Below are 24,487 nucleotides of genomic sequence, written 5' to 3' on the forward strand. Positions count from 1 at the left end.
CGCCGCTATTCCACGCCCCGCCATTCCAGGAATTCCCCGGCCGGCATCGGGCGGCCATAACGGTAGCCCTGGCCCTCCGCGCAGCCATGGGCGGCCAAGATCGCCTCCTGCTCCGCCGTCTCCACCCCCTCCGCGATCACCTGCAGGCCGAGGCGCCGCCCCAGCGTCAGCACCGCCTCCACGATCGCAAGGTCGTGCGTGTTCCCGGTGATGTTGGAGATGAAGCTGCGGTCGATCTTGATGTGCGTCAGCGGAAAGTTCTTGAGCGTCGTCAGGGAGGCGAAGCCGGTGCCGAAATCGTCCAGAGCGATGCCGATGCCGCGCTCGCGGAGGCTCCGCAGCGGCCGCAGCACCTCCTCGTCCTGGCGCAGGGCGATATTCTCCGTCAGCTCCAGCTCCAACGCCTCCGGCGGCAGGCCCCGGCGGGCGAGCGCCGCCCCGATCCGCCCCGCCAGGTCGCCGGCGCGCAGCTGCCCGCCGAACAGGTTCACGCCGATCCGCAATTCCAGGCCGGCGCGGCGCCATTCTGACGCCTGACGGCAGGCCTCGTCGATGATCCAGTCGCCCACGGCCACGGCCTGCGGGCTGGCCTCCAGCGCCTCCAGGAAGGCGGCGGGGGGCAGCAGCCCGCGCAGCGGGTGCCGCCAGCGCAGCAGCGCTTCCGCCCCCACCAGCGCGCCATCGGCGAGGCGGATCTGCGGCTGGTAGTGCAGCTCGAACTCGCCCTCGCGCGCGGCGCGGCCGATCTCCTCGGCCAGCAGGCGCCGGCCCTCGTATTCCGCGCGGATGCTGCTGTCGAACAGCAGGCACTGGCTGCCGCCCGCCGCCTTCGCCCGCTGGTTGGCGAGGTCGGCATCGGACAGCAGCATGTCGAAAGCCGCGCCGGATGCCGCCGCGCCAAAGGCCAAGCCGGCGCTGCATGTCAGATGGAAGACCCGGCCGCCGGCCTGGAACGGCTCCGCCACGATGGCGGACTGCAAGGCCCGCGCCGCCGCCACCGCCTCCTCCGGGCCGCCGATGCCCGGCAGCAGGGCCGCGAAATCGTCGTTGGACAGCCGCGCCAGCGCCCCCTGGCTGTCCAGCCGCCCGGCCAGCCGCCTGGCCGCCTCGCGCAGCACGTCGTCGCCCGCCCGGTGGCCGACGGTATCGTTCACATTCTTGAAGCCCTCGAGGTCCAGCACCAGCGCGGCCATGGGCTGCCGCGTGGCGGCTTCCTTCTCGCCGAATTCCCACAGGCCGGCACGGTTCAGCAGACCGGTCAGCCCATCGTGATAGGCCATGTGCCGGAGCTTCTCCTCCGCCCGGACCTGTTCGGTCACATCGCGGCTGAAACTCGTGACGCCGCCATCGACGGCGGGGAAAACGCTCAGGTCGAAATAGCCGCCGCTCGGCTCATGGAACATGAAGACATGGGCGGGCACGCGCTCCGTCATCGCCCGCCGGAAGGCCTCGCCGGCCGGAGTGCCGGCGATCTCGGGGAATGCCTCCCAGAGATTCCGGCCGAGCAGGCCGGGCCGGCCCAGCCGGTTGGCCAGGCGCGCATTGACGAAGGTGATGCGCCAGCCGGTATCGGCGGCGAGGACGCCATCCGTCGTGCTCTCCAGCATGTCACTCAGCCGCCGCTCGCGCTCCGCGACGGCCTCGGTCATGGTGTCGAAGGCCCTGCCGAGATGACCGATCTCGGAGCCATGATCGATCAGCCCGGCCCGCGCCCTCAGGTCGCCCTGGCGCCAGCGTTCCGCCACCGCCACCAGCCGCGCCAGCGGCTGGCGGATGAAGCGTGTGGCGAACCACCAGGCCGCCAGCAGGGTCAGGCCCAGCACCGCCAGGGAGACCAGCAGCCCCTGCTGCCACCGCCGCTCCGTCTCGGCGAAGGCCGTGGAATGATCCAGCGCGACGGCGACGAGGAAGCCGGCCCCCGGCTCGGCCCCGGCGGGGACATAGCCGACCACCTGGCGGATCTGCCGCGCCGGGTCCTCCACCTCGGTGATTCCGGCATGGCGGTCGTCGAGCAGGTGGCGCAGGCCCGGGGGCAGCGGCTGCCCCAACAGGCTTCCATCCGGCAGATCCACCAGCACATCCCCGGAAGGGCTGGCAACGATCAGCCGCGAGCCGGGCGGCAGGCCGGTCCGCCCGAGATCCTCCGCGAGGCGGCCCAGGTCCAGGCCCGCGCTGAGAACGCCGTCGAGCTGCATCTCGCCGCCATAGAGCGGCAGGGTGAAGTTCAGCGTGCGCCGCCCGGTGACGGAGCCCACGGTATAGCCGCTGATCGAGAAGCGCCCGCTCTCGATCGCCGCGCGGAAGCCGGGCCGGTCCGAGATATCCGTGCCGGGCGTGGCGCTGCTGCACCAGATCCGCCCGTCCGGATCGGCCACGCCGATGGCGGTATAGATCGGGAACTGGTCGCGCAGGCGCCGCAGCACCGCGTTGCAGCGTGGCGCGTCATGTTCCCACACCGCCGGCATGGAGGAGAGGACCGCCAGCAGCTGGCGCGCCCCATCGGCCACGCGCCCCTGCTCGGCGGCGACCAGCTGGGCCAGGCGCAGCGCCTGTTCGGCGATCTCCGCCCTCTGCTCCCGCCGCTCCTCGACATTGCGCCAAGCCTCCAGGGCCGCCGGGGGCAGGGCGCTGACGGCCACGAGCAGCAACAGTCGGGAGAGAAGGCTCACGGGCACATCCCCGGATGTGCCGCCCCGCGCGGCGCGAGGCAACGCGGGATGGCGCCAATGCCAGCATTATGACCGCGGCGGAACATCCAGCCTGGGGCAGCCGGTCTTCCACGGAACCTCGTCTCCATCATCCCGATGGAAAAGCACGGGAAGAGGGCTGGCAAGGCGGGGGCTTATCTTTCCTCGACCAGACGGGGAGGCAGAGCCGTCCTGCCGGCCCGACGGACCAGGGTGGCGCGGGCGGCCGGCAGTTCCCGCGGATGGCGCAGGCGCAGCACGGCCAGGTGCGGATAGGCCCCGCCGGCCAGTGCCACCTCCACCCCCTGCCGCCAGGGGCGCCACTGGGTCCAGGCCCAGCGGATGGGGTGGCCGGGTTCCAGCAGGTTCCGCCACCGCTCGCGGTTGCCGTTCCACAATTCCCGCCGCCCCAGCAGGCGGGCAACGGAGCGGCGGATGACGCGGGCCATGATGAGCGGCCGCGGGTAGTCCAGCCAGACCAGATGCGTGGCACGCGCCCAGAGCAGGGGACGCACGACCCGGTAGTTGCCATCGGCCACCCAGGCCGGGCCGGCGCTGGCCGACTCGGCCCGCGCGGTGAAGGCCGCCGGCGCGGCGGCGGTCCAGCCGGGCTCCCAGTAGAGCGCGTCCAGCTCGATATGCGGCACCTGCATCTCCTGGGCGAGTTGCCGTGCCAGGCTGGTCTTGCCGGCACCGGAGATGCCGATCACCACGATACGCATGCGCCACCTCCTGCCCGGGGGCCACGGGGGCCGGGCCGCGGGAATCCAGGCTATCTCCGCTTTGTCGTGGAATGGTAGCCCGCTTGCCTTCCCCGCCATCAGGCGGCATATGTTATGATATAACATGACGGGACTGAGTAATGCACCGCCGCAGCCTGCTGGCCCTCTCCCTCGCCTCGCCCTTCCTGGCACGGGGCGCCGCCGCGCGGACGGCGGTGCCGGTGGTCGCCTCCTTCTCCATCCTGGGCGACATGGTGCGGCAACTGGGTGGAGAGCGCGTGGCCCTGCGCGTGCTGGCGGGGCCGGATGTGGATGCCCATGCCTTCCAGCCCCGCCCCTCGGATGCCGGGGCCATCCGCGGGGCGCGGCTGGTGGTGCGCAACGGCCTGGGCTTCGACCCCTGGCTGGACCGGCTGGTGCGTTCGGCAGGTTATGCAGGCCCGGTGGCGACGGCCAGCGAGGGCATCAGCCCGCGCCGGCTGGAGGAGCACGGCCATGGCCATGACCACGATCACGCCGGAGAGGCGGTGGACCCGCATGCCTGGCAGGACCTGCGCCATGGCCAGGCCTATGCGCGCAACATCGCCCGGGCCCTGGCCGAGGCCGACCCCGCCGGCGCCGAGATCTACCGGCGCCGCGCCGAAGCCTATCTCGCCCGGCTGGAGGCGCTGGATGCCTGGGTGCGGGCGCAGATCGCCAGCGTGCCGGAGGAGCGCCGCCGCGTCGTCACCAGCCATGACGCCTTCGGCTATTTCGGCGCGGCCTATGGCGTGCGCTTCCTGGCGCCGCAGGGCGTCAGCACCGATAGCGAACCTTCCGCCGCCCAGGTGGCGCGGCTGATCCGGCTGCTGCGGCAGGAGGGCATCACCGCCGTCTTCCTGGAGAACATGGCCAATCCCGCCACCCTGCGGCGGCTCGCGGCCGAGGCGAAGGTCACGATGCGCGGCCGGCTCTATGCCGATGCCCTCTCCGCCCCCGATGGCCCGGCGCCGGATTACGAGGCGATGTTCCGCCACAATCTCGGGCTGCTGGTGCCGGCCATGCGGGGCGAGGGCTGAGGCCACCCAGGCCCGCGCGGGCTGCCCGCCGGCCTCCCGGCCGGCGCGGCGGCAGGCCCTGGGCGGCGGGAGCTGCCTGCCCTCAGGCCCCCGGCACGCCCTTGGAGGTGCTGTATTCGAAATGCAGCGCCTCGCCCGGGAAGATGCGGGGATGGATGGCATGGGCCGCCATCGCCGCCTCCGAGAAGCCCTGCAGGATCAGCTTCAGCTTGCCGGGATAGGTGGCGATATCGCCGATGGCATGGATGCCCGGGCGGTTGGTCTCCAGCGTCGCGGGGTTCACGGCGACATGGCTGCGCTCCAGCCCCAGCCCCCATTCGGCGATCGGCCCCAACTCCATCGACAGGCCGAAGAAGGCCAGCAGGTGGTCGGCCGGCACCCGGCGTTCCTCCCCCTTCATGGTCGCCAGCACCACATGTTCCAGTTCGCCCTCCGTGCCTTCCAGCCGGGACAGCTGGTAGGGGATGGCGAGGTCGATCTCGCCGCGCCCGGCGGCCGCTTCCATCTGCGCCACGCTCTCCGGCGCCGCGCGGAACTTGGGGCGGCGGTGCACCACAGTCACCCGCGCCGCCACGTCCTTCAGGCTCAGCGCCCAGTCCACCGCGGAATCGCCGCCGCCGGCGATCACCACCCGCTTGCCGCGCAGCTCCTCCCGGCGGGAGACCATGTAGCGCACCGCGCCCGTGGCCTCGAAAGCCTCCAGGTTGTTCAGCGGCGGCCGGTTGGGGCCGAAGGCGCCGGCCCCGGCGGCGATGATCACGGCCTTGGCCCGCACCTGCTCGCCCTGGCTGGTGCGCAGCAGGAAACCGCCCTCGCCGTCCTCGGCCAGGGCATCCACCCGGCGGCCCAGCAGGTAGATGGGGGCGAAGGGCTGCGCCTGCTCCTCCAGCCGCGCGATCAGCTCGGCGCCGGCGATCGCCGGATGGGCGGGGATGTCGTAGATCGGCTTCTCGGGATAGAGCGCGGCGCATTGCCCGCCGATCGCCTCCAGCGTGTCGATCACCACGCATTTCATCCGCAGCATGCCGCATTCGAACACAGCGAAAAGCCCGGTCGGGCCGGCACCGATGACGGCGACATCCGCCTGAATGGCAGCCTCATGCGCAGCGGGGGCGGGGTGGGTGACATCGGCCATCAGAGGGTCTCCGCGTCTCGAAGGCAGGGTGCATAGGGCATATCGGGGCGCGCCGAAACCTTGGGGCGCATCGCCGGAGGCCAAGGAGGCCCAGCCCCTCCGGGTACCGGCCGGGCCTACGGCGCCATCCCGGGCTCCGCCACGAGCTGGCCCATGGCGCGCCGGAGGTCATGGTCCCCTCAGCGGCCAGGGCATCAGCCTGCGACAAGTTTTATTCATAAGGTTCAGGCGCTTGGCGCCATGCCCGGGCGCCGGTTCGCCCGGTGAACCCGAAAGGGGCCCGGGGTGGCGTGTCCACTCCGGCCCGGGCAAAGGCCGTGCCCTTGCCCGGGGTTCCCAGGGGCTGCCCCCCGGGTCTCAGAACCTCAGCGCATCGGTGGCGCGTAATGCACGCCACCCTTGTTCCAGAGGTTGTTCAGCCCGCGCTGGATGCCCAGCGGCGCCAGGTTGCGGTCCCAGATCTCGCCGTAGTTGCCCACGGCCTTGACCACGCGCACGGCCCAGTCCCGCTCCAGGCCCAGCATCTTGCCCAGGTCGCCGGTCTTGCCCATGAAGCGCTGCACATCCGGGTTCGGGCTATTCGCCTGGGCGTCGATATTCTCGGCGGTCAGGCCCAGCTCCTCGGCGGTCAGCAGGGCGAAATGGGTCCAGCGGACGATGTCGAAGAAGCGCCAGTCGCCCTTCCGCACGGCCACGCCCAGCGGCTCCTTCGAGATGACCTCGGGCAGCACCACATACTGGTCGGCATTGGCGCCCTGGTTGTAGCGCAGCGCAGCCAGCGAGGTGGCATCGGTGCTGAAGGCGTCGCAGCGGCCGCTGAAGAAGGCCTTGCGGGCTTCCTCGATGTCCTCGATCAGCACCGGCGTCATCGTCATGCCCTGGGTGCGGAACCAGTCGGAGGCATTCAGCTCGGTGGTGGAGCCGGGCTGCATGCAGATGCTGGCGCCGTCCAGCTCCTTGGCCGACTTCACCCCGGACGCCGCCTTCACCAGGAAGCCCTGGCCGTCATGGACATTGACCGCCGCGAAGGCGAGGCCGAGCGCCGCCTCCCGCGAGAGGGTCCAGGTCGTGACGCGGGAGAGCAGGTCGATCTCGCCGGACTGCAGCAGGGTGAAGCGCTGCTGGGTGGTGGTGGGGGTGATCCGGGCCTTGCCGGCATCGCCCAGCATGGCGGCGGCGATGGCGCGGCAGTAATCGGCATCGATGCCGCGGAACTGGCCGTCGGAGCCGGGCGTGGCGAAGCCCACGGTGGCCGGCGTCACGCCGCAGATCAGGGCGCCCCGGGCCCGGATGGCGCCGACGACATCGGCGGAGGGCTGGGCGGACGCGGCGAAGGGCAGGGCCATGAGGGCCATCGCGGCGCTCAGGCCACCGAGGCGGAGGGATGCCAGGAGGCGCATGGGTGTCGTTCCTCTGGAGAAGTAGGGCGGCAGGCAGGCTGATGGTCGGCCGGGGCAGCGGATAGGCTTGCGGCCCCGGCCCCGCAAGGTTCAAGCAATGAGATATTCACAGCCCGGCTCCGCCGCCGCGCGCCGCCCTTGTGGTGGTGGGGGCGGGCGGGGCAGATTGGCGGCGCCGATGTCCCTGGAATCCCTGACCCTCGCCCTGCCCGACCTGGCCGCCACCGAGGCCCTGGCCGCCCGTGCCGCCGCCCTGGCACGGCCGGGGGACGCGCTGCTGCTGGAAGGCCCGCTGGGCGCCGGTAAATCCGCCTTCGCCCGCGCCTTCCTGCGCGCGGCGGCGGGGGATGCGGGGCTGGAGGTGCCCTCCCCCAGCTTCACCCTGGTCCAGGCCTATGACCTGCCGCTGGGCGTGGCGCATCATTTCGACCTCTACCGCCTCTCCGGCCCCGAGGAGCTGGAGGAGCTGGGCTGGGAGGAGGCGCGGGACGGCATCGTCATCGTCGAATGGCCGCAGCGCCTGGAATACCTGGCCCCGCCCGATGCCCTGCGGCTGCGGCTGGAGCCGGGCGAGGGCGATGCCCGCACCGCCACCCTCTCCGGCTGGGGCGCGCGGCTGGAGGCGCTGCGGGCGTGATGCAACCGAGCCAGACGCGATCGGCGCTTGGCAAAACCGGCCCGTGCCGCCAGGAACCCGCCGCAGCATGAACGCCATCGACCGCTTCCTGGACGCCACCGGCTATGGCCGGGCCAGCCGCGCCGCCCTGCCGCAGGATGCCGGCCACCGCCGCTACACCCGCCTCTCCGGCGCGGTGCCGCGCCCCGCCCTGCTGATGGACTGCACCGATGCCCCCCGGGTCGGGCTGACGCCGGAGGAGGACCTGCTGCCCTTCCTGCGCATCGGCGCGCATATCCGCGGCCTCGGCCTCTCCGCGCCCGAGGTGCTGGCGGAGGACCGGGCGAACGGGCTGCTGCTGGTGGAGGACCTGGGCCGGGAGACCCATGCCGGGCTGCTGGACGCCGGGGCCGACCCGCTGCCGCTCTACGTGGCGGCCGCCGAGGCCCTGGCCGCGCTGCATGCCGCGCCGCCCCCGCCCGGCCTGCCGGATTACGAGGCGCCGGCCATGACGCGCATGGCCGGCCTGACCTTCCTGGACTGGTGGTGGCCCGCCAGCTTCGGCGCCGCGCCTTCCGACGCCATCCGCGCCGAGTTCGAGGCAGCGCTCCATGCCATGCTCTCACCCCATGCCGGGGCCGATGGCTTCGTCCACCGCGACTATTTCCCCGCGAACCTGATGCACCTGCCGGACCGGCCGGGCGCGCGGCGCGTCGGCATCATTGACTTCCAGGACGCGGCGCGCGGCCATCCCGCCTATGACCTCGTCAGCCTGCTGCAAGATGCGCGGCGGGACGTGGCGCCGGAGGTGCGGCGCATCGCGCTGGAAGCCTATCTGGCCGCCCGCCCCGGCCTGGATGCCGGGGGCTTCACCGCCGCCATGGCCGCCATGGCGGCGCAGCGCCACCTGCGCGTCGCCGCCCTCTGGGTGCGGCTGGCGCGGCGGGACGGCAAGCCCGCCTATCTGCGCCACGGCCCTCGCTGCTGGGCGCTGCTGGAACAGGCGCTGCAACACCCCGCCACCGCGCCGCTGCGCCGCTTCCTGGACCGGCATGTGCCGCCGGAGCTGCGCCGGAACCCCGCCGCCCTCAAGGATACCGCCGCGTGACTTCTCTCTCCTCCGCCATGGTCCTGGCCGCCGGCCTCGGCACCCGCATGCGGCCGCTGACCGAGGCGCGCCCGAAGCCCCTGCTGCCGCTGGCCGGCCGCACCCTGCTGGACCACGCGCTGGACCGGATCGACGAAGCCGGCATCGGCAATGTGGTGGTCAATGCCCATTGGTTCCCGGATCGGATCGAGGAGGTCTGCGCCGCCCGGCCGCAGCCGCCGCGGGTGGTGGCGGAGGATACGCTGCTGGAGACCGGCGGCGGCGTGCGGAATGCCCTGCCGCTGCTGGGCGAGGATCCCTTCCTCGTGGTCAATGGCGACGCCTACTGGATGGACGGCCCCGTCTCCACCATCGCCCGCCTTGCCGGCCGCTTCGACCCGGAGACGATGGACGGGCTGCTGCTGATGGTCCGCGCCTCCCAGGTGGACAGCGAGATCGGCCATGGCGACTTCCTGCTCGACCCCCTCGGCCGTGTCCGATGGCCGAAGGAGCGGGAGGTCTCGCCCTATGTCTTCGGGGGCTTGCAGATCGTCCATCCCCGGCTGATGGAGGGCAGCCCGGAAGGGTCCTTCTCCATGCGCGAGCCCTGGAGCAGGGCCATCGAGGCCGGGCGCCTCTACGGCCTGGTGCATGACGGCGCCTGGTTCCATCTCTCCCGCCCCGGCGACCTGCGGGTGGCCGAGGCCGCCCTGGCCACCGGCCTGACCCGGGCGCTGTTCTGATGCCTGGCGCTGTTTTCTGATGAAGGTCCCGCCCCCATGAGCGGCACGCGCCGGCTCGGCCTCTACAACATCCCCGCGCATCTGCCCTTTCTGGACACCCTGGCGCGGGGCGTGATCGAGGAAATGGGGGAAGCGGGGCAGGACCCCACCGCGCTCTCGCGCGTCACCATCCTGCTGCCCACCCGCCGCGCCGCCATGGCGCTGCGGGAGGCTTTCCTGCGCTGCGCCGATGGCCGCACCATGCTGCTGCCGGTGATGCGGGCGCTGACCGGCCTCTCGGTCGAGGATGCGGACGAACTCGCCCTGCCCGGGCTGCTGGACCTGCCGCCCGCCGTCGATGCCGCGCGCCGGCAGGCGGTGCTGACCTCGCTGGTGCTGCGCCTGCCGCCCCGCTACGGCGGCCCCAACGGGCCGGAGCAGGCCTGGCGCCTGGCCCGCGCCCTGGGCGAGCTGCTGGACGAGATCGCGCTGGAAGGCTGCGACCCCGCCCGCCTGCCGGAGCTGGTGCCGGAGGAATTCGCCACCCACTGGCAGGTGACCATCACCTTCCTGCGCGGCGTGGTGGAGGCCTGGGAGGGCTGGCTGGAGGAACAGGGGCTGATGGATATCGGCCCCCGCCGCGTCGCCGCCCTGAAGGCCCAGGCGCAGGAATGGCGTGACCACCCGCCCGCCGCCCCCGTCTTCGCCGCCGGTATCGGCGCGGGCGGCACCATCCCCGCCGCCGCCGAGCTGCTGCGCGTGGTGGCCACCCTGCCGCGCGGCGCCGTCATCCTGCATGACGGCGTGGAGAAGATGTCGGCCGAGCTGTGGGAAGCCATCGCCGGCAGCCCCACCCATCCCCTGGCCGGCCAGTACCGGCTGCTGCGGCAGATGGGCGCGGTGCTGGAGGATATCCGCCCCTGGCACGGGCTGGGCGCGCCGGGCCTCGCCCCGGAAGGCCGCCCCTCCGGCGACCCGGCCCTGGCCCGCCGGGCCGAGCTGCTGGCCCGCGCCATGCGCCCCGCCGCCGGGCTGGATGCCTGGCTGGACCGCCAGCCCGAATACTGGAAGCCGGCGCTGGACGGCCTTTCCCTGCTGGATGCGCCGGATGTGCAGGCCGAGGCCGTCTCCATCGCCCTGCTGCTGCGGCAGGCGCTGGAGACCCCCGGCGCCCGCGCCGCGCTGATCACCCCGGACCGCGACCTCGGGCGCCGCGTGGCCGCCGAGCTGACGCGCCACGGCATCCTGGCCGATGATTCCGCCGGCCAGCCGCTGGGGGAGACCCCGGCCGGCGCCTTCCTGCGCCTGCTCGCCCGCGCGGTGGCCGAGGGTTTCGCGCCGGCCCCGCTGCTGGCGCTGATCAAGCACCCGCTGGCCGCCGGCGGCATGTCGCGCCAGGCCTGGATGGAGGCGGTGCGCCTGCTGGAGCGGCGCACCCTGCGCGGCCCCCGTCCCGCCCCCGGCATGCGCGGGCTGCGCGCCCGCGCGCGGGAGGCCCTGGGGCGCGAGAAGGATGCCCCCCTGCTGGCTCGCGCCCTGGACCTGCTGGACGCGCTGGAACGCGCGCTGGGCGATTTCCTCGAACTGCCCGACGGTCCGGCCCGCCCGCCGGCCGACCTGCTGGAGGCGCATCTGGCCGCCGCCGAGGCGCTGGCCGCCACCGAGACCCGCCCCGGCGGGCTGCGCCTCTATGCCGGGGAGGAAGGCGAACCGCTGGCCGTGCATCTGGCCAGCCTGCAACCCGCCTTCCGCGAGCTGGCGCCGATGAGCCCGGCCTCCTGGCCTGCCCTGTTCGACGTGGCGCTGGAAGGCCCGCTGGCGCCCAGCGTGCGGATCAGCCGGGGCCGGGCCGGCGGACGGCATCCACGCGTCGCCATCCTCGGCCTGCTGGAGGCGCGGCTGCTGCATCACGACCTCGCCGTGCTGGGCGCGCTGGAGGAAGGCGTCTGGCCCCAGGCCACCGACCCCGGCCCCTGGATGAGCCGCCCCATGCGCGCCGAATTCGGCCTGCCGGAGCCCGAGGCGCGCATCGGCCGCGTCGCCGCCGATTTCCTGCTGGCCGCCGCCTCCGCCCCCGACGCGGTGCTGGCGCGGGCGCGCAAGCGGGCCGGCAGCCCCACCGTGCCATCCCGCTGGCTGACGCGGCTGGAGACCTTCCTGGGTGGGCAGCGCGACGGGAGCGGCCAGGGCCTCGCCCTGCCGCGCAACCCCGCCGCCGCCTGGGCCGCCGCGCTGGACATGCCGGCCGAGGTACGCGCCTGCCCCCGCCCCTCCCCCTGCCCGCCGCCCGAGGCGCGCCCGCGCGAGATCAGCGTCACCGAGATCGCCGACCTGGTGGCCGACCCCTATGGCTACTACGCCCGCCGCGTGCTGCGCCTGGTGCCGCTGGAGCCGCTGGATGCCGAGGTCGGCGCCAGCGACTACGGCAACCTCGTGCATGACACCATGGCCGGCTGGACGCGGCGGCTGGACGGCAGGCCCTGGCCCGGCACCGCGCAGGCGCACGCCTGGTTCCAGGAAGCTGCCGAGGATACCCTGGCCCGGGCCGCCGCCCGGCCCGGCCTGCTGGCCTTCTGGCGCCCGCGCCTGGCGCGGATCGGCGAATTCGCCGTGGCGCAGGAAGCCGCCGCGGCCGCCGGGCACCGCATCATGCACCGCTATGCCGAGGTGGCGGGAAGGCTGACGCTGCAGGGCACCGGCCTCTCGTTGAAGGTGCGGGCCGACCGCATCGACCGGCTGGCCGACCGCAGCCTGGCGCTGATCGACTACAAGACCGGCACACCCCCCAGCAGTTCCGAGGTGGCCGATGGCCGCGCGCCGCAGCTGCCGCTGGAGGCCGCCATCGCCGAGCGCGGCGGCTTCGAGGGCATCGAGCCCGCCTCCGTCTCCGCGCTGACCTACTGGCGCCTCTCCGGCGGCGGCACGCCGGGCGAGGTGAAGCCGGTGAAGGGTGACCCCGCCGCCCTGGCCGCCGATGCGCTGGACCAGACCGAGGCGCTGCTGCGCGCCTTCCTGCTGGGCAACCGCCGCTTCACCGCCCGCCCGCATCCGCGCCGCAGCCCGGTGCGGCGCGACCATGACCATCTGGCGCGGGTGGCGGAATGGGGCAGCGCGGAGGGGGAGTGACGGAGTGGCTGGCAGAAGCCAGGGAGCACTACTGCCCTGAGACCCCCGCCGGGGTGACAGTGCCACCCCGGACCCTGCTTCGGATTCCGCGAGGCCTCAGCCGGAAGCCTCATGCCGGCGGCAGGTGCCTTCGCATTCTCCAGAAATTCACGCGGGCCGAATCCGCGGCCGCCGGAGGTCGATGACCGCCGGCGCATCCACCATGGCACGAAAGAAAGGGAATGGCGGGGTCCGGGGTGGCACTGTCACCCCGGCGGGGGTTCCGAGGGGGCAGCGCCCCCTTGGCCCCAACCGGCGCAAGAGCAACCGATGCAGGCAAACATCCTGATCCTGACAGGCGCCTTGTTGATCGAGGCGCTCGCGGGCTATCCACCCTTCCTCTTCCGCCTGATCCGCCATCCCGTGGTCTGGTTCGGCGCGTTGATCGGCTCGCTGGACCGGCACCTGAACAGCGAGGCGCAGAGCTTCGCGCGGCGGCGGCTGATGGGCGTGGTGGCGCTGCTGGTCCTGCTGCTGGTGGCGGTGCTGCCGGCGGCCCTGCTGCAATGGGCGCTGTTGCCGCAAGGCTGGGCCGGGCTGGCGGTGCTGGCTGTGCTGGCCGCCAGCCTGCCGGCTCAGCGCAGCCTGCATGACCATGTGGGTGCGGTGGCCGAAGGCCTGGAGGAGCATGGGCTGGAGGGTGGCCGCACCGCCGTCTCCATGATCGTCGGCCGCGATCCGCAGAGCCTGGACGAAGCCGGCGTGGTGCGGGCCGCGACCGAGAGCCTGGCGGAGAATTTCTCCGATGGCGTGGTCGCGCCGGCCTTCTGGTGCGCCCTGGGCGGGTTGCCCGGCGCGGTCTTCTACAAGGCCGTGAACACCGCCGACAGCATGATCGGCCACCGCTCCGCGCGCCATGCCGCCTTCGGCTGGGCGGCGGCGCGGCTGGACGACCTGATCAACCTGCCGGCCTCCAGGCTTTCGGCCTTCTGGATCTGGCTGGCGGCGGCATTGCTGCCGGGGATGGATGCGGGCGGCGCCTGGCGCGCGGTCTGGCGGGATGCGCGGCATCACCGCTCGCCCAATGCCGGCTGGCCGGAAGCGGCCATGGCCGGCGCGCTGGGCCTGCGGCTGGCGGGGCCGCGCGTCTATGGCGGCAGGCGCGTCGAGGATGGCTGGATGGGCCGTGGCCGGGCCGAGGCCACGGCCGCGGATCTGCGGCGTGCCCTGGCGATCTACCGTCTGGCCTGCAGGCTCCAGCTCGTGACCCTCGCCTGGGCGGCGGCATTCCTGCTCGGTTAAGGCAAGAGCGTTGTTGCCAGCCCGATGCCGGAATGCCTAGGCTCACCACAAGCCCGCGTGAAGTGGGCATGAAGAGGGGAGGCGAGGAAGAATGCGCTACCGCGCAAACGATCCGGCGTGCCTGCAGGGTGCCGCCTGACAATGGCCACCGTCGATATCCGCGATGTTCGCAAGAATTTCGGAAGTACCGCCATCCTCCACGGTGTGAATGTGGATATCGAGGATGGCGAATTCGTGGTGCTGGTCGGCCCTTCCGGCTGCGGCAAATCCACGCTGCTGCGCATGATCGCGGGGCTGGAGAATATCTCGGGCGGGGAGGTCTCGATCGGCAACCGCGTCGTCAACAACGTCCCGCCGAAGGACCGGGACATCGCCATGGTGTTCCAGAACTACGCGCTCTATCCGCATATGACGGTGCGGGACAACATGGCCTTCTCGATGAAGCTGGCGAAGGCGCCGGCCGATATCATCGAGGCGGAAGTGACACGCGCGGCCCGCATCCTGGGCCTGGACAAGCTGCTGGACCGCTATCCGCGCCAGCTTTCCGGCGGACAGCGGCAGCGCGTGGCGATGGGCCGGGCCATCGTGCGCCACCCGCAGGTCTTCCTGTTCGACGAACCGCTTTCCAACCTGGACGCCAAGCTGCGCGTGCAGATGCGGGCGGAGATCAAGGACCTGCACCAGCGCCTGAAGACCACGACCATCTACGTCACGCATGACCAGATCGAGGCCATGACCATGGCCGATAAGATCGTCGTCATGCATGGCGGGCATGTGGAGCAGATCGGCGCGCCGCTGGAGCTTTACGACCGTCCCGCCAATCTCTTCGTCGCGGGCTTCATCGGCTCCCCGGCGATGAATCTGCTGGCGGGCGTGGTGCGGGACGGCACCTTCCACCCCGATGGCGGCGAGAGCCCCTGGCCCCTGCCTGCCGGGGCCTCGGCGGTGGAAGGGCAACGCGCCACCTATGGCTTCCGGCCGGAGCATCTGCGCCTGACCGAGGACGGCATTCCCCTGACGGTGTCGCTGATCGAGCCGACGGGGTCGGAAACCCAGGTGACCGGCCGCAACGGCACGGCGCAGGTGGTGGGTGCGTTCCGGGAACGCATCACGGCACGGGTGGGCGAGAGCATCCATGTCATGCCGGATACGGCCCTCGCCCATCTCTTCCATGGCGAGACAGGCCAGCGTCTGAACTGACAGCAAAAAAATGGGCGCATTCAAGAACAAGCGGCGCCCCCTGAGGAGGACCACAAGAATGTACGACCTGACACGCCGCGGGGCTCTGGGGCTTGGCGCCGGCGCACTGGCCGCCGGCCTGCTGCCCGGCCAGTCCCGCGCCGCCATCCCCATGGGCAATGCCACCGCGCCGAAGCTGGAAGTCGAGAAGGGTGCCAGCCTGCGCGTGCTGCGCCCCACCAAGTTCGTCGATGCCGACGAGACGGTGTTCCGCCAGAACACCCAGAAGTTCAGCGAGCAGACGGGCGTGCAGATCCGCGTGGATTTCGCGGGCTGGGAGGATCTGCGGCCGCAGACCGCCGTCGCCGCCAATACCGGCGCCGGGCCGGACGTGGTGGTGGCCTGGGCGGACGACCCGCATATCTATGCCGACAAGGTGCTGGACCTGACGGAGCTGGCCAGTTACCTCGGCCAGAAATACGGCGGCTGGATGGCTCTGCCACAGCGCTTCGGCAAGAAATGGGGCACGGACCAGTGGATCGCGCTGCCCATGGGCGGCTCCGGCGGTCCCTGCGTCTATCGCATCTCCTGGCTGAAGGAAGCGGGCTTCGACAGCCTGCCGACGGACCATGCCGGCTTCCTCAAGGCCTGCCAGGCGCTGAAGGCCAATGGCCATCCGGCCGGCTTCGCACTGGGCAATGCAGTAGGCGACGGCAATGCCTATTGCAACTGGCTGCTCTGGAGCCATGGTGGCATGGTGGTCGATGAGCAGGGCAAGGTCGCCATCAACAGCCCCGAGACCATCAATGCGCTGAAATACGCGCGGGACCTGTACCAGACCTTCATCCCCGGCACGCTGTCCTGGGGCGATGTCAACAACAACCGCGCCTATGCGGCGGGCGAGATCGGGCTGACGCAGAACGGCGTCTCCATGTATTTCTCGCTGAAGAACGACCCCAAGACCGCGGCCGTCGCCGCCGATACCGGCATGGCCCGCATGCCGCTGGCCCCGGGCGGCCAGATGGCGGAAAACGTGCTGCTGCTGAACGCCATGGTGTTCAAGCACACGAAATTCCCCAATGCGGCCAAGGAATACCTGCGCTTCATGATGGAGGCGGAGCAGTATGACACCTGGCTGACCGGCTGCGGCGGCTATTGGTCGCATCCGCTGAATGCCTATGCCGAAAGCGAGGTCTGGAAGAACGACCCGAAGCTGGCCGTCTATCGCGACACCAACACCACGCCCTTCTGGTCCGGCTACAAGGGCCCGATCAGCCAGGCTTCCGGCTCGGTCGCCGCGGATTACGTGGTGGTGCAGATGTTCGCGGCCGCCTCCTCCGGCCAGTCGACGCCCGAGGATGCGGCGCGCGAGGCCGAGCGCCGTGCCCGCCGCTACTACCGCTGAACTGGCCTGCCGTTCGGCGCGGCCGTGGGGGAAACCCCACGGCTGTCCTGCAAGGATATGAACCATGTCCGTGAGCGCGACTGAGCGCACGACCAACTGGCGGCGCCCGCAGGTCAATCAGGGCTGGCTGGCGCGGCTCTTCGATTCCAAGACCTTCCTGGTCATCGCCTGCCTGACGCCGGCCCTGGGCCTGCTGCTGGTCTTCCTGACCTATCCGCTGGGCCTCGGCATCTGGCTGGCCTTCACCGATACGCATATCGGCCGCGGCGGCTATTTCATCGGGTTCGAGAATTTCGAATCCCTCTGGCACGACCGTGTCTTCTGGGGAGCGGTCTTCTACACCGTCTTCTACACGGCGGTGGCCACGGTGCTGAAATTCGGCCTCGGCCTCTGGCTGGCGCTGCTGCTGAACGAGAACCTGCCGCTGAAATCGCTGCTGCGGGCCGTCATCCTGCTGCCGTGGATCGTGCCCACGGTGCTCTCGGCCATCGCCTTCTGGTGGATGTTCGACGCGCAGTTCTCCATCATCTCCTATATCCTGGTGGATAAGCTGGGACTGCTGGACCAGTATATCGACTTCCTCGGCACGCCCTGGGCCGCGCGCTGGTCGCTGGTCTTCGCCAATGTCTGGCGTGGCATTCCCTTCGTGGCCATCAGCCTTCTCGCTGGTCTGCAGACCATCCCGCCCTCGCTCTACGAGGCCGCATTGCTGGACGGCGCCTCGTCCTGGCAGCGTTTCACGCGCATCACCGCGCCGCTGCTGATGCCGATCCTGGCGGTGGTGCTGACCTTCTCGGTCCTCTTCACCTTCACGGATTTCCAGCTGGTCTATGCCATCACGCGCGGTGGGCCGATCAACTCCACCCACCTGATGGCGACGCTGGCCTTCCAGCGCGGCATTCCCGGCGGGCAATTGGGCGAGGGCGCGGCCATCGCGGTCTCGATGATCCCCTTCCTGGTCCTGGCCACGCTCTTCAGCTATTTCGCCCTTGCCCGCCGCAAGTGGCAGCAGGGAGAAGACAATGAGTAAGGCCGCCACCGCGGATGACGGCTCCGACCTGCTCTCCTGGCAGTCGCGCCAGCGGCGGGTGGTGACAGTCTATCTGCCGCTCATCTGCTTCGTCGTCATCCTGCTCTTCCCCTTCTACTGGATGACGGTGACGACCTTCAAACCCAATGCGGAGCTGTACGACTACAAGAACTACAACCCCTTCTGGGTGGTGAGCCCCACCCTGGCCAATATCAGGAAGCTGCTCTTCGAGACCAGCTACCCGTCCTGGCTCTTCAACACCATGCTGATCGCGGTCTGCTCCACCGTGCTCTCGCTGGTGGCTTCCGTGCTCGCCGCCTATGCCATCCAGCGGCTGCGGTTCAAGGGTTCGGCCTATGTGGGGCTGGCGATCTACATCGCCTATCTCGTGCCGCCCTCGATCCTCTTCATCCCGCTGGCCAGCATGGTCTTCCAGCTCGGCCTCTTCGACAGCCCCTTCGCTCTGATCCTCACTTATCCCACCTTCCTGATTCCCTTCTGCACCTGGCTGTTGATCGGCTATTTCAAATCCATCCCCTATGAGCTGGAGGAATGCGCGCTGATCGACGGCGCCACCCGGTTGCAGATCCTGCGGCAGATCACCCTGCCGCTGGCGGTGCCGGGGCTGATCAGCGCGGGCATCTTCTCCTTCACCCTGTCCTGGAACGAGTTCATCTACGCCTTGGCCTTCATCTCCTCCTCGGAGAACAAGACGGTGCCGGTGGCGATCCTGACGGAACTCGTGCAGGGCGATGTGTATCAGTGGGGGGCGCTGATGGCGGGCTCGCTGCTGGGCTCGCTGCCGGTTGCCATCTTCTATTCCTTCTTCGTGGACTACTACGTCTCCTCCCTGACAGGGGCGGTGAAGGAATAAGCCACGGCACGGGAGGAGGCCGCGCGCCTCCTCCCACACGCGCTCGTTTCCCGCGGGGAACTGGATGGGCGCGCAGGAGCCGCTATCATCCTCCCCAGCCGAACCGGAAGAACGGAGGAAACGCCATGCGCAGCTGGGCCCTGGTGGAATACGGAGCGCCGCTCCAGGAAATCGACAGGCCGACACCGCAGCCGCAGGGGACCGAGGTCCTGGTCGAGGTCTCGCATTGCGGCGTCTGTCATTCCGACCTGCATACCTGGGAAGGCTATTACCAGCTGGGCGGCGGCCGGCGGCTGGAACACCGTACGCGCGCGACACTGCCGCTGGCCATCGGGCATGAGATCGTCGGCCGCATCGTCTCGGCCGGGCCGGATGCGGGGCCGGTCCCGGTGGGGGAGCGGCGGATCGTCTATCCCTGGGTCGGCTGCGGCCATTGCGACCGCTGCCGGGATGAGCAGGACCAGCTCTGCCCGGATACCAAGCCCATCGGTATCCGCCGGGACGGCGGCTTCGCCACCCATGTCATCGTGCCGCATCCGCGCTACCTGGTGGACCCCGGCGCGCTGAACCCGGCGCTGGCCGCGACCTATGCCTGTTCCGGCATCACCGTCTATTCCGCCGTCCGTAAGCTGATGCCGCTGCCGCCGCAGATCCCGGTGGTGGTGATGGGCCTGGGCGGGCTGGGGCTCTCGGCCGTCTCCATGCTGAAGGCCATGGGGCACGAGGCCATCATCGCCGCCGATGTCAGCGAGGCGAAGCTGGAGGCCGCCCGCGCCGGCGGCGCCAGCACCACCGTGCTGGCGAAGGGCGATGACATCGCCGCCCGGCTGACGGCGGCGGCCGGCGGCCCGCTGCGCGCGGCGATCGACCTCGTCAATTCCTCCGAGACGGCGCGCCTGCTGTTTGACTCCCTCGCCAAGGGCGGCACGCTGGTGCAGGTCGGGCTCTTCGGTGGGGAGATGACTGTCGACCTGCCGGTGATGGCGATGCGGGAGCTGGCGCTGCGCGGCAGCTATGTCGGCTCGCTGCGGGACCTGCGGGAGCTTGTGGCGCTGGCCAACAAGGGCGGGCTGCCGCCCATTCCCATCACGGAGCTGCCGCAGGACCAGGCCAATGAGGCGCTGCAGCGGCTCCGCAACGGCCAGAATCTCGGCCGCATGGTGCTGCGGGCCGAGGCCGTCTGAGCAAAGCCGTCGGCGGGCGGATCATCCGCCCGCCGGCTCAGCGCGCCATGCCCAGCAGCGCGCCGATATCCACATGCCGCTCCAGATGCGCGGCCAGGCCATCCAGCGCGGCCTCCACCTCCGCCTCATGGCTGCGCGGCGCGGCGGCGGCGCCCAGCCGCGCCAGCCAGGCGGCGCGCTGCCCGTCATGCCCGAAGAGGCCATGGGCATAGGTGCCGGCCACACGGCCATCGGCGGAGCTGGCGCCATCCAGCCGCCCATCCGCCAGCCGCAGCAGGGGCCGCGCGGTATCCGCCCCGGTGGTGCGGCCGATATGCATCTCGTAGCCCTCGAAGGGCACGCCATCGGCGAGGCTGCTGCCCCGTACCGCCTCCAGCCGCTTCTCGCCCGCCAGCACCGTCTCCACCTCCAGCAGGCTGAGGCCCGGCACCTCCCCCGGCGGGCCTTCCGCGCCCTCGGGGTCGGCGATGCGCCGGCCCAGCATCTGGTAGCCGCCGCAGAGCCCCAGCACCGCGCCCCCGCGCCGGCGATGCGCGAGGATGTCGATATCCCAGCCCTCCCGCCGCAGCGCCGCCAGATCGGCGATGGTGGATTTGGAGCCCGGCAGGATCACCAGCGCCGCCCCGGCCGGGATGGGCTGCCCGGGGCGCAGCAGGCGCAGGTCGATGCCGGGCTCGGCGGCCAGGGGGTCGAGGTCGTCGAAATTGGAGATGCGCGGCAGCAGCGGCACCGCCACGCAGGGCTTGCCCTGCTGCGACGGACCGATGCTCTCCAGCAGGTCCTGCGCGTCCTCGGCCGGCAGGCGGCGTGCGCCGTCGAAAAAGGGCACCAGCCCCAGCGGCGCCCAGCCGGTGCGGCGTGCGATCTCCGCCATGCCTTCGGCGAACAGCGAGAGGTCGCCGCGCATCCGGTTGACGATGAAGCCGCGGATCATGGCCGCGTCCGCCTCGGCCACGACATGCCGCGTGCCAACAAGGCTGGCGATCACCCCGCCTCGGTCGATATCCCCCACCAGCACCACCGGCACATCCGCCGCACAGGCAAAACCCATATTGGCGATGTCGCCCGCGCGCAGATTGATCTCGGAGGCCGAGCCCGCGCCCTCCACCAGCACGATATCGGCTTCTTCCCGCAACCGCGCAAAACTCTGCAGCACGAAGGGCAGCAGCGAGGGCTTCATCGCCTGGTATTCGCGCGCCCGGACCGTGGCATGGACGCGCCCCTGCACGACCACCTGCGCGCCCACCTCGCTCTGCGGCTTCAGCAGCACGGGGTTCATGTGCACGCTGGGCGCCGCGCGCGCCGCGCGTGCCTGCAAGGCCTGGGCGCGGCCGATCTCGCCGCCATCGGGTGTCACGGCGGCGTTGTTGGACATGTTCTGCGGCTTGAAGGGCCGCACCCGCAGCCCGCGCCGGGTCAGCGCCCGCGCCAGGCCCGCCACCAGCAGGGATTTGCCGACGCTGCTGCCTGTGCCTTGCAACATCAAGGCACGGGCCATCAGAACTCGATCCCTTCCTGCGCCTTCACCCCCGCCGCGAAATGATGTTTTATCAGTTTCATCTCGGTCACGAGGTCGGCGGCCTCGGTCAGCGCGGGCGGTGCGTTGCGGCCCGTCACGACCACATGCAAGGCGGGCGGGCGTGCCACCAGCGCGGCCACCACCTCCTCCACCGGCAGGTATTCGTAGCGCAGCGCGATACACAGCTCGTCCAGCACCAGCAGCCCCAGGCCCGGCCGCTGCATCAGCTCCAGCGCCTTGCCCCAGGCGCGGCGGGCGGCGGCCACGTCCCGCTCCCGGTCCTGGGTCTCCCAGGTGAAGCCCTCGCCCATGCTGTGCCATTCCAGCCCCGGCATGGCCTCCAGCGGCGTGCGCTCCCCGGTGCTCCAGGCGCCTTTGATGAACTGCACCACCCCCACCGAGCGTCCACGCCCGAGCATCCGCAGCGCCAGCCCGAATGCCGCCGTGCTCTTGCCCTTGCCGGCGCCCGTATGGACCATCAGCAGGCCCTTCTCGATCGTCTTGCCGGCGACCTCGGCATCCTGCACCGCCTTGCGCTTCTGCATCTTCTCGCGATGCCGCGCAGCCTCCTCCCCGGTCACGGCAATTCTCCCTTCAGCAGCAGCGGCAGGCCGGCCGCGATGAAATGCACATGCTGCGCCCGCGCGGCGATCCGCTGGTTCAGCACCCCCGCCTTGTCCCGGAAGGCCCGGCCCAGCGGCGTCTCCGGCACGATGCCCAGGCCCACCTCATTGGCCACCAGCACCGTGGGCGCGGCACGGGCGGCCAGCACCGCCTCCAGCGCCGCCGTCGCGGCCTCCACGTCCCGCCCGCCCAGCATCAGGTTGGTCAGCCAGAGCGTCAGGCAATCCACCAGCACCGGGCGCGCCCCCGCCGCCGCCAGCGCCACCGGCAGGCCCAGCGGCGCGTCCACCGTCTGCCATTCCGGCCCCCGGCGGGCGCGGTGCTCGGCGATGCGGGCGCGCATCTCCTCATCCCAGGCCTCGGCGGTGGCCAGATAGACCCAGGGGGCGGGGTGGCGGGCCACCAGCGCCTCCGCATGCCGGGACTTGCCGGAACGGGCGCCCCCCAGAACCAGAGTGATGCTCATGGCAGCCAGGACTAGCCGAAAGCAGGCCGGGCTGGCTATCACCCGGCCTGAACCGACGCAGGAGGCAACCCCCATGTCCGATACCCCGCCCGACCGCCTCTCGAACGACCCGAGCAGCCCCTACTACAACGAGGCCCTGCTGGAGCGCGGCATCGGCATCCGCTTCAAGGGCGTCGAGAAGAACAATGTCGAGGAATACTGCGTCAGCGAAGGCTGGGTGCGGCTGGCCGTCGGCAAGGCGCTGGACCGCAAGGGCCGCCCGCTGACCATGAAGGTGACCGGGACGGTCGAGCCCTACTTCCGCGACGCGACCTGAGGCCAGGGGGGCTCCGCCCCCTTGGAACCCCCGGGCAAAGGCAAAGCCTTTGTCCCGAGCTGGGGTGACAGTGCCACCCCAGAACCCGCCATCCGTTTTGCTCCTGTGGCACGGGGTTCCGCCGGAGGTCATGGACCTCCGGCGACTGCGGGTTCGGCCCGCTTGGCCGTTTCAGTGAAACCGGCCCCGTGGCCTCGCGCGCCATGGCTGTTCAGGCCGCACCCAAAACCCGAAGCGGGACCTGGGGTGGCCCGGAGGGGCAGAGCCTCTCCGGCCCCCGGCATAAGGTTTGACAGCCCCTCCCCCCCGCCCTAACCCTGCCGGCATTGATGGTCCTTCCGCGAGGAAGGTGAAAAGGGAACGCGGTGCGACACCGCGGCTGCCCCCGCAACTGTAAGCGGAGAGCATTCCGCCGCCCGTGCCACTGGGGAGCGATCCTCGGGAAGGCCAGGCGGGATGCGCCGGATCCGCGAGCCAGGAGACCTGCCATCACCCGTGAGATCGTGCCGCCGGGCGGGGTGCCCCGGATGGCAGAAGCGCCGGGCGGCGGGGCCGCCGGGCGTGGACCCCGGCGCCTGCGCGCCCGGGCGGTCGGCACCTCATGGACATGAGTGAGGTGCCCCTTGCACGAGGCTGAACAGGACAGGGCGCCGAGGCCCGTGCTGCATATCTGCGTCACCTGCCGCGCCGGCCGTCCGCTGGCCGAGGGCGAGGTGCCGCCCGGCCGCCATCTGCATGACGCCGTGGCCGCGCAGCTTGAGGGCCTGGAAGCACCGCCGGTCGAGCTGCGCGCCGTGAAGTGCCTGGCCGCCTGCGACCATGGCTGCACCGCCGCCATGACGGCCCCGGGCAAATGGGGCTATCTGCTGGGGCGGCTCGACCTCTCCCATGCCGCCGACCTGCTGGCCTATGGCGCCGCCTATGCCGCCAGCGGCAGCGGGGCGGTCCTGCCCTCCCGCCGCCCTGCCTCCCTGCGTTCGGTCGTGCTCGGCCGCATCCCTTCCTTGATGGAGCCCCAGTCGTGAGCAAACTCGAAAAGGTGCCGGCCACCATCGTCACCGGCTTCCTCGGCGCCGGGAAGACCACGCTGGTGCGGCATGTCATGGCGCAGGCGGCGGGGCGGCGCATCGCCATCATCGTCAATGAGTTCGGCAGCCTCGGCATCGATGGCGACCTGCTGAAATCCTGCGGCATCCCCGGCTGCGAGGAGGAGAATATCGTCGAGCTGGCCAATGGCTGCATCTGCTGCACCGTGGCGGACGACTTCCTGCCGACCATGACCGCGCTGCTGGACCGGCCGGAGCCGCCGGAGCACATCCTGATCGAGACCTCCGGCCTCGCGCTGCCGAAGCCGCTGATCAAGGCCTTCAACTGGCCGGGCATCCGCTCCCGCGTCACGGTGGATGGCGTGGTGACGGTGGTGGACGGCCCCGCCGTGGCCGATGGCCGCTTCGCCGACGACCCGGTGGCGGTGGAGGCCCAGCGCGCGGCGGATGACAACCTGGACCACGACAATCCGCTGGCGGAAGTCTACGAGGACCAGCTCGGCGCCGCCGACCTCGTGGTGCTGAACAAGGCCGACCTGCTGGACGAGGATGCCGTGGCGAGGCTGCGGGCGGAGATCGCCGCGCATCTGCCCCGGCAGGTGAAGGTGGTGGCGGCGCGGGAAGGCGCGCTGGACATCGCCGTGCTGCTGGGCCTGGGCGCCGCGGCGGAGGACGACCTCGCCGCCCGCCCCTCCCACCACGACGGCGCCGATGACCACGAGCACGACGATTTCGACAGTTTCGTCGTGCCGCTGCCGGAAGTCGCCAGCGCCGAGGCCCTGGTGGAAAAGCTGGCGCGGGTGGCGGCGGAGCACGACATCCTGCGCATGAAGGGTTTTGTCAGCCTGCCCGGCAAGCCGATGCGGCTGGCGGTGCAGGGCGTGGGCACGCGCTTCCGCCATCATTTCGACCGCCCCTGGGCGCCCGGCGAAGCGCGGGAGGGGCATCTGGTGGTGATCGGCCAGGCCGGGCTGGACAAGCCGGCCATCGCCGCCGCCATCGCCGGATAG

General features: G+C 71.2%; 21 protein-coding genes and 1 riboswitch. Of the genes, 14 read left to right on the forward strand and 7 right to left on the reverse strand.

Going from position 1 to position 24,487, the window contains the following annotated elements; genetic code table 11:
- Window positions 1-5: 5 nt before the first annotated feature.
- Together IAI58_RS02590 and IAI58_RS02595 are read right to left on the reverse strand one after the other, a co-directional pair.
- Entirely contained in the window at window positions 6-2,669 is a 2,664-nt protein-coding gene (locus IAI58_RS02590) for a bifunctional diguanylate cyclase/phosphodiesterase (RefSeq protein WP_207447247.1), read from the reverse strand.
- Between the two features lie 173 nt (window positions 2,670-2,842).
- Window positions 2,843-3,409 (reverse strand): AAA family ATPase, encoded by a 567-nt coding sequence (locus IAI58_RS02595; protein WP_207447245.1) that lies wholly within the window; start codon window positions 3,407-3,409, stop codon window positions 2,843-2,845.
- 140 nt (window positions 3,410-3,549) lie between these two features.
- Here IAI58_RS02595 and IAI58_RS02600 point away from each other — a divergent pair, with 140 nt between their 5' ends.
- Complete coding sequence (locus IAI58_RS02600) at window positions 3,550-4,467, forward strand: metal ABC transporter substrate-binding protein (protein WP_207447243.1); 918 nt, start codon at window positions 3,550-3,552, stop codon at window positions 4,465-4,467.
- Between the two features lie 82 nt (window positions 4,468-4,549).
- On the opposite strand, the gene IAI58_RS02605 is transcribed toward IAI58_RS02600, so the two are convergent.
- The gene (locus IAI58_RS02605; protein WP_207447242.1) at window positions 4,550-5,602 is read right to left on the reverse strand and encodes an NAD(P)/FAD-dependent oxidoreductase; all 1,053 of its coding nucleotides are present in this window, start codon (window positions 5,600-5,602) and stop codon (window positions 4,550-4,552) included.
- A 365-nt stretch (window positions 5,603-5,967) separates the two neighbouring features.
- Complete coding sequence (locus tag IAI58_RS02610) at window positions 5,968-7,002, reverse strand: amino acid ABC transporter substrate-binding protein (RefSeq protein WP_207447241.1); 1,035 nt, start codon at window positions 7,000-7,002, stop codon at window positions 5,968-5,970.
- A gap of 178 nt (window positions 7,003-7,180) precedes the next feature.
- On the opposite strand from IAI58_RS02610, the gene tsaE reads away from it, so the two are divergent.
- The 10 genes from tsaE (at window position 7,181) to IAI58_RS02660 (ending at window position 19,506) form a co-directional block, all read left to right on the forward strand.
- Window positions 7,181-7,639, forward strand: a complete 459-nt coding sequence (gene tsaE / locus IAI58_RS02615) for a tRNA (adenosine(37)-N6)-threonylcarbamoyltransferase complex ATPase subunit type 1 TsaE (RefSeq protein ID WP_207447240.1) — start codon at window positions 7,181-7,183, stop codon at window positions 7,637-7,639.
- A 67-nt stretch (window positions 7,640-7,706) separates the two neighbouring features.
- Window positions 7,707-8,726, forward strand: a complete 1,020-nt coding sequence (locus IAI58_RS02620) for an aminoglycoside phosphotransferase family protein (RefSeq protein WP_207447239.1) — start codon at window positions 7,707-7,709, stop codon at window positions 8,724-8,726.
- Window positions 8,723-9,448, forward strand: a complete 726-nt coding sequence (locus tag IAI58_RS02625; protein WP_237182896.1) for a nucleotidyltransferase family protein — start codon at window positions 8,723-8,725, stop codon at window positions 9,446-9,448. The genes IAI58_RS02620 and IAI58_RS02625 overlap by 4 nt, the downstream gene beginning before the upstream one ends.
- A gap of 36 nt (window positions 9,449-9,484) precedes the next feature.
- The gene (addB, locus tag IAI58_RS02630) at window positions 9,485-12,553 is read left to right on the forward strand and encodes a double-strand break repair protein AddB (protein ID WP_207447238.1); all 3,069 of its coding nucleotides are present in this window, start codon (window positions 9,485-9,487) and stop codon (window positions 12,551-12,553) included.
- A 309-nt stretch (window positions 12,554-12,862) separates the two neighbouring features.
- Complete coding sequence (gene cbiB / locus IAI58_RS02635; RefSeq protein ID WP_207447236.1) at window positions 12,863-13,834, forward strand: adenosylcobinamide-phosphate synthase CbiB; 972 nt, start codon at window positions 12,863-12,865, stop codon at window positions 13,832-13,834.
- Between the two features lie 141 nt (window positions 13,835-13,975).
- Entirely contained in the window at window positions 13,976-15,034 is a 1,059-nt protein-coding gene (locus IAI58_RS02640) for an ABC transporter ATP-binding protein (protein ID WP_207447231.1), read from the forward strand.
- Between the two features lie 58 nt (window positions 15,035-15,092).
- On the forward strand, window positions 15,093-16,418 hold the full coding sequence (locus IAI58_RS02645) for an ABC transporter substrate-binding protein (protein ID WP_207447229.1): 1,326 nt from the start codon (window positions 15,093-15,095) through the stop codon (window positions 16,416-16,418).
- Window positions 16,419-16,482: 64 nt separating this feature from the next.
- On the forward strand, window positions 16,483-17,448 hold the full coding sequence (locus tag IAI58_RS02650; protein WP_207447227.1) for a carbohydrate ABC transporter permease: 966 nt from the start codon (window positions 16,483-16,485) through the stop codon (window positions 17,446-17,448).
- Complete coding sequence (locus IAI58_RS02655) at window positions 17,441-18,322, forward strand: carbohydrate ABC transporter permease (protein ID WP_207447225.1); 882 nt, start codon at window positions 17,441-17,443, stop codon at window positions 18,320-18,322. Before IAI58_RS02650 ends, IAI58_RS02655 begins: the two co-directional genes overlap by 8 nt.
- 125 nt (window positions 18,323-18,447) lie before the next feature.
- Window positions 18,448-19,506 carry an alcohol dehydrogenase gene (locus tag IAI58_RS02660; RefSeq protein WP_208776012.1) on the forward strand — a complete coding sequence of 353 codons (1,059 nt, stop codon included), beginning with the start codon at window positions 18,448-18,450 and terminating at the stop codon, window positions 19,504-19,506.
- Window positions 19,507-19,543: 37 nt separating this feature from the next.
- Here IAI58_RS02660 and IAI58_RS02665 read toward each other — a convergent pair whose 3' ends face one another.
- Genes IAI58_RS02665 through cobU form a run of 3 tightly spaced genes read right to left on the reverse strand, consistent with a single transcriptional unit; the run spans window position 19,544 to window position 22,115 of the window.
- A complete protein-coding gene (locus IAI58_RS02665; protein ID WP_207447222.1) occupies window positions 19,544-21,004 on the reverse strand; it encodes a cobyric acid synthase in 1,461 nt (486 codons plus the stop codon).
- The gene (cobO, locus tag IAI58_RS02670) at window positions 21,004-21,606 is read right to left on the reverse strand and encodes a cob(I)yrinic acid a,c-diamide adenosyltransferase (protein WP_207447221.1); all 603 of its coding nucleotides are present in this window, start codon (window positions 21,604-21,606) and stop codon (window positions 21,004-21,006) included. Before cobO ends, IAI58_RS02665 begins: the two co-directional genes overlap by 1 nt.
- Window positions 21,603-22,115 carry a bifunctional adenosylcobinamide kinase/adenosylcobinamide-phosphate guanylyltransferase gene (cobU, locus tag IAI58_RS02675; RefSeq protein ID WP_207447220.1) on the reverse strand — a complete coding sequence of 171 codons (513 nt, stop codon included), beginning with the start codon at window positions 22,113-22,115 and terminating at the stop codon, window positions 21,603-21,605. The genes cobO and cobU overlap by 4 nt, the downstream gene beginning before the upstream one ends.
- 73 nt (window positions 22,116-22,188) lie before the next feature.
- On the opposite strand from cobU, the gene IAI58_RS02680 reads away from it, so the two are divergent.
- The 3 genes from IAI58_RS02680 to cobW all read left to right on the forward strand — a co-directional run bounded on the left by IAI58_RS02680 (window position 22,189) and on the right by cobW (window position 24,487).
- A complete protein-coding gene (locus IAI58_RS02680; protein WP_207447219.1) occupies window positions 22,189-22,431 on the forward strand; it encodes a DUF3297 family protein in 243 nt (80 codons plus the stop codon).
- Between the two features lie 313 nt (window positions 22,432-22,744).
- Window positions 22,745-22,936, forward strand: a riboswitch (cobalamin riboswitch).
- 118 nt (window positions 22,937-23,054) lie between these two features.
- Window positions 23,055-23,456: a DUF1636 family protein gene (locus tag IAI58_RS02685; RefSeq protein ID WP_207447218.1), complete on the forward strand. Its 402-nt coding sequence runs from the start codon at window positions 23,055-23,057 to the stop codon at window positions 23,454-23,456.
- On the forward strand, window positions 23,453-24,487 hold the full coding sequence (cobW, locus tag IAI58_RS02690) for a cobalamin biosynthesis protein CobW (RefSeq protein WP_207447217.1): 1,035 nt from the start codon (window positions 23,453-23,455) through the stop codon (window positions 24,485-24,487). Before IAI58_RS02685 ends, cobW begins: the two co-directional genes overlap by 4 nt.

It is taken from the genome of Roseomonas marmotae, assembly GCF_017654485.1.
Classification (GTDB): domain Bacteria; phylum Pseudomonadota; class Alphaproteobacteria; order Acetobacterales; family Acetobacteraceae; genus Pseudoroseomonas; species Pseudoroseomonas marmotae.